The sequence below is a fragment of the Terrisporobacter muris genome, from assembly GCF_024621905.1.
GTDB lineage: Bacteria > Bacillota > Clostridia > Peptostreptococcales > Peptostreptococcaceae > Terrisporobacter > Terrisporobacter muris.
The window spans coordinates 1-7,522 of record NZ_JANKBY010000173.1 but is presented as its reverse complement, the minus strand read 5'-3'; the positions used below and the strand labels follow the sequence as shown (position 1 = coordinate 7,522).

At 25.9% G+C, this 7,522-nt stretch carries 13 protein-coding genes; all 13 read left to right on the top strand.

The features are described from left to right. The coding region (locus tag NSA58_RS12760) for a hypothetical protein (protein WP_257560526.1) at positions 1 to 223 on the top strand (223 nt) is incomplete at its 5' end. Positions 224 to 306: 83 nt separating this feature from the next. Beyond that, positions 307 to 738, top strand: coding sequence for a hypothetical protein (locus tag NSA58_RS12755; RefSeq protein ID WP_074079614.1), 432 nt, complete (start codon positions 307 to 309; stop codon positions 736 to 738). Between the two features lie 211 nt (positions 739 to 949). Further along, positions 950 to 1,864, top strand: coding sequence for an ABC transporter ATP-binding protein (locus NSA58_RS12750; protein ID WP_074079613.1), 915 nt, complete (start codon positions 950 to 952; stop codon positions 1,862 to 1,864). Next, on the top strand, positions 1,864 to 3,114 hold the full coding sequence (locus tag NSA58_RS12745; RefSeq protein WP_039681160.1) for an ABC transporter permease: 1,251 nt from the start codon (positions 1,864 to 1,866) through the stop codon (positions 3,112 to 3,114). Before NSA58_RS12750 ends, NSA58_RS12745 begins: the two co-directional genes overlap by 1 nt. Before the next feature lie 36 nt (positions 3,115 to 3,150). Continuing rightward, positions 3,151 to 3,366, top strand: a complete 216-nt coding sequence (locus NSA58_RS12740) for a helix-turn-helix transcriptional regulator (RefSeq protein ID WP_074079611.1) — start codon at positions 3,151 to 3,153, stop codon at positions 3,364 to 3,366. Beyond that, the gene (locus NSA58_RS12735) at positions 3,359 to 4,165 is read left to right on the top strand and encodes a DUF3169 family protein (protein ID WP_039681158.1); all 807 of its coding nucleotides are present in this window, start codon (positions 3,359 to 3,361) and stop codon (positions 4,163 to 4,165) included. Before NSA58_RS12740 ends, NSA58_RS12735 begins: the two co-directional genes overlap by 8 nt. A 93-nt stretch (positions 4,166 to 4,258) precedes the next feature. Next, complete coding sequence (locus NSA58_RS12730; RefSeq protein ID WP_039681164.1) at positions 4,259 to 4,570, top strand: GNAT family N-acetyltransferase; 312 nt, start codon at positions 4,259 to 4,261, stop codon at positions 4,568 to 4,570. Between the two features lie 387 nt (positions 4,571 to 4,957). Then, positions 4,958 to 5,158, top strand: coding sequence for a hypothetical protein (locus NSA58_RS12725; protein WP_257560525.1), 201 nt, complete (start codon positions 4,958 to 4,960; stop codon positions 5,156 to 5,158). A gap of 90 nt (positions 5,159 to 5,248) precedes the next feature. After that, a complete protein-coding gene (locus NSA58_RS12720; protein ID WP_039681156.1) occupies positions 5,249 to 5,560 on the top strand; it encodes a hypothetical protein in 312 nt (103 codons plus the stop codon). Positions 5,561 to 5,596: 36 nt separating this feature from the next. After that, positions 5,597 to 5,761, top strand: a complete 165-nt coding sequence (locus tag NSA58_RS12715) for a hypothetical protein (protein ID WP_257560524.1) — start codon at positions 5,597 to 5,599, stop codon at positions 5,759 to 5,761. Between the two features lie 60 nt (positions 5,762 to 5,821). After that, positions 5,822 to 6,301 carry a GNAT family N-acetyltransferase gene (locus NSA58_RS12710; RefSeq protein ID WP_257560523.1) on the top strand — a complete coding sequence of 160 codons (480 nt, stop codon included), beginning with the start codon at positions 5,822 to 5,824 and terminating at the stop codon, positions 6,299 to 6,301. 493 nt (positions 6,302 to 6,794) lie between these two features. Then, on the top strand, positions 6,795 to 7,205 hold the full coding sequence (locus NSA58_RS12705) for a hypothetical protein (protein ID WP_039679494.1): 411 nt from the start codon (positions 6,795 to 6,797) through the stop codon (positions 7,203 to 7,205). 98 nt (positions 7,206 to 7,303) lie between these two features. Further along, positions 7,304 to 7,522 (top strand): hypothetical protein (locus NSA58_RS12700; RefSeq protein ID WP_257560522.1); only part of this gene is annotated, 219 nt, incomplete at its 3' end.

Genomic DNA, 7,522 nt, shown 5'->3' with positions numbered 1-7,522 from the left:
CTTTTCCAAAGGTGTAATAATGAAAGTTGGTGGAGATATATTTCCATCAAAATTACCAGATACATATATGGTTGAATTAGAATATAAAGGAAGTAAGTATGAAATAAATGACAAAGAAATATTTAACTTATATAATATAGGTCAGAATATCAAGTTAAAGTTAGTCGAGAGTTTAGATGAAAATAAAAATATTGTAAAGTATGATTTATTTAAGTTAAAATAAGTTCGCAAAATTAATATAATACGAAGTAAGGTTACTTTTTATATCATATAGATAAATAGTATTTTGTAGGAAGGATAGACCAAATGGATTGGTTAAATATATATGGATTAATTACTATGATAATAATTATGGTACCTAATATTATATTTGCTATTAAAGAGAAAAGTTTCGAAAGTAAATATAATAATAAGATAGTTGAGTTTATTGAGCAAATAGGAAGATTTGGGTCAATGGGTTTGATGATTTTCAACATACCATTATTAGATTATGGATATTTCCTTCCTAATGGAAAAGTTTTATATGTGTTTTTAAGTGCTATACTATCAATACTATATTGTATTGTATGGTTTTTATATTTTAGAAAGGCATCAATTAAAAAAGCAATGTTACTTGCTATTATTCCAACGATATTATTCCTATCAAGTGGAATAATACAAGGAAGAATATTATTAATCATATCATCAATACTTTTTGGTATAACACATATTATTATTACCTACTATAACAATATATAATTTCCGATTGAGTAGATTTTGTGAACAATCTTAATATAATGAGAATAAAAAGTAGGAGTTATACAAAGCTATGTAACTCCTACTTTTTTATTATTCAATATTTTTACAAAAATTAAAATTATAAGTTGACAATTATAGTTGTCATTTCATATAATTAATTATGACAAGTATAATTGTCATAATGACAATGAAAATGGTCAGGAGGGAAAGTATGAGGTTAGAGGTAAAGGAATTAAGAAAAAGTTTCTCTGAAAAAGAAGTACTACATGGGATATCTTTTTGCGTTGAAAGTGGTAAGGCACTTGGATTATTGGGGCGAAATGGAGCAGGAAAAACTACAACAATTCGTATATTAATGGATGTGTTTAAAGCTAATTCAGGTGAAATATTAATAGATGGGAAAAAATTTGAACCAAGAAAATATCAGATAGGATATTTACCAGAAGAAAGAGGTTTATACCCTAAAAAGAAAGTTACAGAACAAATAGTTTACTTAGCACAGTTAAGAGGAATACCAGCTAAGAAGGCAAAAGAAAGCACAAAACTATGGCTTAAAAAATTAGGTATAGAGGAATATGCAGACAAAGTACTAGATAGTTTATCAAAAGGAAATCAGCAAAAGGTTCAATTGGCACAAACTTTAGTCTGTGATCCAGAAATAGTTATACTTGATGAACCATTTAGTGGATTAGATCCAGTAAATGCACAAATACTTAAAGATACTGTGAGAGAATTAATAAGTCAAAATAAATTAGTTATATTCTCAAGCCATCAAATGAGCTATGTTGAAGAATTTTGTGAAGAAATAGCCATAATAAATAAAGGTGAGATAGTACTTAGTGGAAATCTTAAAGAAATAAAAAAAGAATTTGGAAACAATAGATTAATATTAAGCGCAAATAACTTAACATCAGATGATTTAAAATCTATATGTGAAGAGAAATTTAATAATTTAGTAATTGTAAATGAAGTTAAAAAAGATTGCCTAATATTGGAACTACTAGATAATACAACTAAAAACCAACTTTTAGAAAATATATTAAAAGAAAACATAGATATAGAGAAGTTTTCTATGTATGAACCAGATTTAACAGATATATTTGTAAAGAAAGTAGGTGAAGAATAATGAAACAATTTCTTGTTGTATTAAAATTTGAGCTTTCTAATTATTTTAGAAAAAAATCATTTGTAGTAAGTACCATAATAATTGCAGCATTAATGGTAGTTGGTTTATCTTTGCCAAACTTTATAGATATGTCAAGCATATTACCAGGATTAGCTAAAAGCGAAACTAAAGTAGAAGAGGTTGAGAAAGAAGATATAATTAATTTGGCAATACATGATGAAAAAAATATTATATCTAATAAAGATGTATTAAAAGCTTATTTTCCAAATTCAAATTGGAAAGTAGTAAAAAACCAAGATGAATTAAATAAATTAGTTGAAAATCAAGACGTAGAAGCAGGATTTGATATAAAAAGTTCAACACAATACAGTTATGTTGTTCAAAATACTAAGTTTGATGATGAAAATAAAACAATATTTGATGAACTTTTAAAAAGAATTTATAGAGAAAAACAAATTACTAGTGAAGGAATAGATTTCAATAAGGTAGATAATGTTTATAATACTCAAATAGTTTCTGATGTTGAAGTATTAGGTAAAGATAGTGTAAATAATTATTTCTACGCATACATACTAATTTTTGTTGTATATATGATGATTATAATGTATGGTCAATTAATTGCTGTATCAATAACTTCAGAAAAAAGTAATAGAGCAATAGAAGTATTAGTTACAAGCACAAATACAAATAATTTAATCTTTGGTAAAGTAATTGCAGGTGCAATAGCAAGTATAGCACAAGTTGGAGTGATAATGTCAGCAGCACTTATTGCATATAAGGTAAATAGTGAAGCATGGAATGGAATGTTAGATAGTGTATTTAAAATTCCTTCAGAATTAATAATTACATTTGCCATATTTGGAATATTAGGTTACTTATTCTATTCATTTATATTTGGAGCTTTAGGAGCTTTAGTATCAAAAACAGAAGAGATATCAACAAGTGTTGGACCTATAATGATGATATTTGTTGTAGTATTTTTTATCAGCATATTTGGATTGACTAATGGAGATAGTGTATTGTTGAAGGTTTGTTCATATATACCATTTGCATCTCCAATGACTATGATAGTAAGAGTTGCAACTGGAGCTATTACATCAATGGAATTCATAATATCTGCATTAATATTAATAGTATCAACAGTATTAGCAGGAATATGTGGCGCTAAGATATATAGAATGGCTACACTTATGTATGGAAATCCAATAAAATTAAAAAATGCTTTAAAATGGCTTAAGGTTGAAAAATAAGTCAACAGAACAAGGAAAATAGTCAGGAGGAGTTGTATGCCATTAAATAATCGTTTAAAAGAATATAGGGCTAGGATTAATGTAAATCAAACGGAGATGGGTCGTTTAGTAGGAGTATCTAGACAAACAATTAGCCAGATTGAACGAGGGGACTACTCTCCATCAGTAACTTTAGCATTAAAAATAGCAAAGGTTTTAGGAGTAAGGGTGGAAGACATTTTTAGTTATGAGGAGGATGATGATAATGAATAGCAATCATGTGGAAGAAATTAAAAAAGAAGACAAAAAAGCATTTAAAGGTTACATTGTTATAATAGTGATATCTGGAATAATCGGTGGAATAATTGGTGCATCGTCTGTATACTTAAAAAAAATCTTTGGCGAGGCTATTCCTAGTTTACTAATGAGTATATTTCAGGTGATTACACCATTTGCAAGCATAGTACTTTCTATATTAGTAATAATAATAAGTACAAAAATTTATAATAAATCACGAAAAGAATATGATTTATGGAGTGAAACAAATGAAGATGATGATATAATAGACAAAATTGAATTAAGGTTATCTTATATACTTTTACTTACTTCTGTAAATATGATTCTTGGATTTTTCTTCTTTGGAATAGGGAGCACGTTATCAGTATTTGATAATATACATTATGGTCTTAGTGGTAATTTTAGTATTATAAATTTTATTTGCTTACTTGTGGGATTTATACTATGCATAGCTTCTTCCACACTAATTCAAAAGAAAATAATTAATTTAGAAAAAGAAATTAACCCTTTGTTAAAGGGAAGTATATATGATGTGAAATTTAGTAAAAAATGGTTGGATAGCTGTGATGAAGCAATAAAATTAGGAATATATAAAAGTGCTTATAAAGCATATATCTCTGTATCTACAACATGTGTAATACTTTGGGTAATTTGTGTTATAGGTTATGATATATGGGATTTTGGTATTGCTCCTATGGTAATTGTAACAATTATATGGCTAGTTCAGACAATTTCTTATTGTGTTGAATCAATTAAACAATCAAAAGTAAGATAAGTTTTCAGAGAAAATATTCAGAGCTGGTTATTATGAAAATAGTAATCAGCTCTTTTTTGATATAATAAACAATAATTTGACAGGAGAACTGATATGGAAATAAGGGAATATAAATCAAGTGATTGCAATGAAATTGCTGATTTGTTTTATAATACTGTTCATTGCATTAATGCAAAAGACTATACAGAGGATCAGTTAAATGTATGGGCCACAGAAAATATTCATATTGATGAGTGGAATGAATCTTTTTTAGATAACTACACAGTGGTTGCAGAAGAAAATGGAATAATAATTGGTTTTGATGATATTAATAATGAAGGTTATTTGGATAGATTATATGTACATAAGGATTATCAAAATATTGGTGTTGCAACAGCAATTTGCGATAGATTAGAGAAATTCTAATTTGCTAAGTATGTTTAATTCACCAATGTTATATAATGCGAACTAAGAGAGCATTAATATTCTCTTTGCTAGTATTAAAATATATAATTTATTTTGTATACTGTAGTAGAACTATTCACTATGATACAATGATTATAAATTGTATATAGAAGAGCTTACATATTTATAAAAGGCATAATAAACTGTTGGAATTGAGGCTAGACCTATTACACCTGGTGATGCAATGAAATAAAAATATACAATATAAATTAAATGTTTTGGATTATAGTATTTTGCTATGTTATACTAATGAAAACTATAAAAGAGAGGGTATATGAAAAAATAATTCTATTAATTTCAGTATTAAGTTGTGTATTTATATCAGGGTGTAACGTACAGGAAAAAAGAGTGAAATCATTAGAGAAGGCTTATATTTATCTTATTGATGAGATAGATAGCAATTATAACTTAACATTAATTCTTAGTCCATCGCTAGAAAATGAAGTCTCTCTTTTTATATCTTATGTATCGCAAGAAAAAACTGATTATATGAATCTTTATAACTTAATCAAAAAGGATAGTCAAAAAAGATATGTGATATATAACTAGGTGAAGATACTACAAAAGAACCAATGCCTTATATTCAGTTCTTTGAATTTACTAGGTAAAAATTCGAATCTATAGAAAGGGAAAAAGATTATGGGAACAATGATAATAGCTACACTTTTATCAGCAGCTGTTTTTAGTTTTATATTTTATATTTTAAACAACAGGATAGGTGGTATATTTAAGCCAATACAAAAAGATCTAAGTAATCTAAATAAAGGAACTAGACGTATATTAAACTTTGCAGGTTTTATCTTAGCAATTTTAATAAGTGTTTATTTAAGAATTGTATTAAACCTTAGTGATATTAGTGGTGGTTTAATTTTAGGATTTTTAGGCGCTATGTTAGATACTTGTTTTAGAAATAATATTGTAGAAAATACTATAGGGAATAATATTTTTTGAATATTATAGATAGATTGGGATTTGAGGATAAATTTAATGAATAACAATACAATTGCAAAAATTTGGTTATTTGCAGCCATTTGTTTTTTAATAGTTGGAGTAGGAGATAAAAATACAGTATTTATAATATTAGGTTGTTCATATATTTGTATTGGATGCTCTAAGTTAAGTAAGAAAACAAAAAATAAAGATGATATATAAAAGTAATTTTAAACTCTAATATATAAAACTGACATGAAAATAACATGGGGAGAATTAAAGATGGATAATTACATAATTGATATGATAATTGAAAATGATATTGCTAAAATTCTAGATATTTATAATTCTAATAAAAGCTTTTTAAAAAATCATATGGGTATTACAGCTGTTTCTAAAGACTTTATAGTTGATGAGATTGAAGAAATGAAAAGTATTGGGTTCAGCTCATTAGTTATAAAAAATAATGAGGGTAATATAGTTGGGATATGTGATTTTAAAATGGAAGATGAAGTTTATTTATCTTTATTAATGATTGACGCTAAACTAAAAGGAAATGGATTAGGTAGCATAATATATAATCAGTTAGAAAAAATATTTAAATCTAAGAATGCTAGCCGTATTAGAATAGATGTTGTATACGATTATGAAGAAAATGTACTTGGTTTTTGGGAAAAACAAGGATTTGTACCTTGTGAAAAAATACAATTAGAATGGAATGGATATAAATCTAATGCTGTTAAAATGTATAAGACTATTTAGTTATAATATAATCCAATGTACAAATAAAAATATCTGTTTGGTAAATTCCGATTTATCAGATATATATGGGAATAATCAGTAAGAACAACACATGACTTTTTAAGTGAAGAGGATATAATATCAATAAAACTTCATGTTGTAGAAGGTGCCAAATATGTTAGCAACTTGGTTATATCAATTGATTACTATTTTTATAATGTGTATTCTTTTATTTGCTTATTAATATTTATAATGCTAATAGGTATAATGAATTATTTATTTGTTTATAAATTTTCGTTAAAAGAAGTATACAAAAATAAATATATAGATGAAAAACAAATAAAAAAATAGCATTATTATTTGCCATACTTAATATTCCGTATTTTGTTTACCTTTCAATATCATTTTAGTTAAAAAATTCAATTAATGGTTAAGTGTATAATAATTATAAAATACGAATAAAAAATTATTAGAATATATATTAGTTAAATAGTTACTGAGAAAGGTGATTAGGTTGAAATATAAAGTAAATATTAAAGACACACAATCTTACTTAGATATGTATAATAAGCCATGCAAGTGTATTTGGTGTAAAAATTACTTAAAAACTTTTACAAGTATATACCCAGAAGCAGTAGAAGTATTGAATAAACTAGGTGTTCGTGTAGAGTACCCATTAGAAATAATAGATTGTTTTTGGAACGATAGAGAAGATAAACGATGTTATGAAAGTTATTATTCTATTAAAGGTGAATTATTTGAAGATAAAACCGTTATATATGATAAAGATGTAGTTATAACATTATATCAATCAGATACTGATGAACCTATATATAGTAATACAGGTATGGAAAAACCATATTTTATATTAAAGATTGCAAATATTGAATTGCCATGGGTATTGGATAAAATACCTGAAGATTAATAAATTAGTTAGATTAAATTTAATAAAAGACTATATCTTAGTATTTGAACCACTATAACTATTAAGATACAGCTTTTTTATATGATTAAAGTGATAAATTGTATAGTATTATAAAGTTAAATATTAAGGAGTTTGAAATAATAGATTTAAGGGATAAAGCTAAGAACTTAAAATTAGACATATCTGTGGTATACATTGCTTTAAAAAGAAATGAATATAGTGATATAGTTAGAATAAAAATGGGGGGAGTTATGATGAATCCAATAGTAACTATAAACTGGGAGCTATTATTACAAATTATTGTTACTATAGCTTTG

Excerpts from the sequence above, each read along its gene's own strand:
- NSA58_RS12755 (WP_074079614.1), top strand. The coding sequence starts at position 307 with ATGGATTGGTTAAATATATATGGATTAATTACTATGATAATAATTATG.
- NSA58_RS12720 (WP_039681156.1), top strand. The coding sequence starts at position 5,249 with ATGGGAACAATGATAATAGCTACACTTTTATCAGCAGCTGTTTTTAGT.
- NSA58_RS12710 (WP_257560523.1), top strand. The coding sequence starts at position 5,822 with ATGGATAATTACATAATTGATATGATAATTGAAAATGATATTGCTAAA.
- NSA58_RS12750 (WP_074079613.1), top strand. The coding sequence starts at position 950 with ATGAGGTTAGAGGTAAAGGAATTAAGAAAAAGTTTCTCTGAAAAAGAA.
- NSA58_RS12740 (WP_074079611.1), top strand. The coding sequence starts at position 3,151 with ATGCCATTAAATAATCGTTTAAAAGAATATAGGGCTAGGATTAATGTA.
- NSA58_RS12715 (WP_257560524.1), top strand. The coding sequence starts at position 5,597 with ATGAATAACAATACAATTGCAAAAATTTGGTTATTTGCAGCCATTTGT.
- NSA58_RS12730 (WP_039681164.1), top strand. The coding sequence starts at position 4,259 with ATGGAAATAAGGGAATATAAATCAAGTGATTGCAATGAAATTGCTGAT.
- NSA58_RS12745 (WP_039681160.1), top strand. The coding sequence starts at position 1,864 with ATGAAACAATTTCTTGTTGTATTAAAATTTGAGCTTTCTAATTATTTT.
- NSA58_RS12735 (WP_039681158.1), top strand. The coding sequence starts at position 3,359 with ATGAATAGCAATCATGTGGAAGAAATTAAAAAAGAAGACAAAAAAGCA.